The following is a 594-nucleotide window of genomic DNA, read 5'->3' as shown; positions in this document are numbered from 1 at the left end:
AAAATATTTTTTTAATAATAATACTTAATTTTGTAGTGCCTTTTTTGATAGTGTTTTTATTATCTGATGATTTTGTGCCTAGRGGATATTTTATATATGGTTTTGCTTATGTGATATTTCAAGCTTATAATATTCCRATAGAAAATATATCTCTTAGAATGGAATCTATTGGTTTTGCTTTGATAATTATATTTATATTTTTATCATTAAACAAAATAATCACTAAAAATAATAATAATGCTTTGGCTTCAAAATGTATTGGAATTATAAACAAAAAATTACTCTTACTATGCAGCAAAAAATGTGATTTAAAAAAGATAGATGATTTGTTTTCTAGTATAAAACTATATACATCTTYYATATATACAGATTCATTAAAAAGAAACTCTATTATGAGCAATAAGAATATTAATGATTTTGAGTTTGTATTATTTTTGGAAGAGATTAATCAGTTAATAGAAAAAGAGTATAAAAATATTAATAATTTAATAGATAGTGATTTTGATTATTTTTCTAATTTATATAAGCTTTTAGAGAATATTAGAGAGTTTTTAAAAAATGATATTACTAAAAAAGAAGAAGAGTTTAATTCTA

Annotated in this window: 1 pseudogene; it reads left to right on the top strand. The window is 19.7% G+C overall.

From position 1 onward, the window contains the following. Positions 1 to 594, top strand: a pseudogene (locus tag GQX97_RS14080) (FUSC family protein); the annotation flags it as partial.

Origin of the sequence: Brachyspira sp. SAP_772, from assembly GCF_009755885.1 — a bacterium.
Taxonomy (GTDB): domain Bacteria; phylum Spirochaetota; class Brachyspiria; order Brachyspirales; family Brachyspiraceae; genus Brachyspira.
This window is presented reverse-complemented; position numbering and strand designations above follow the sequence as displayed.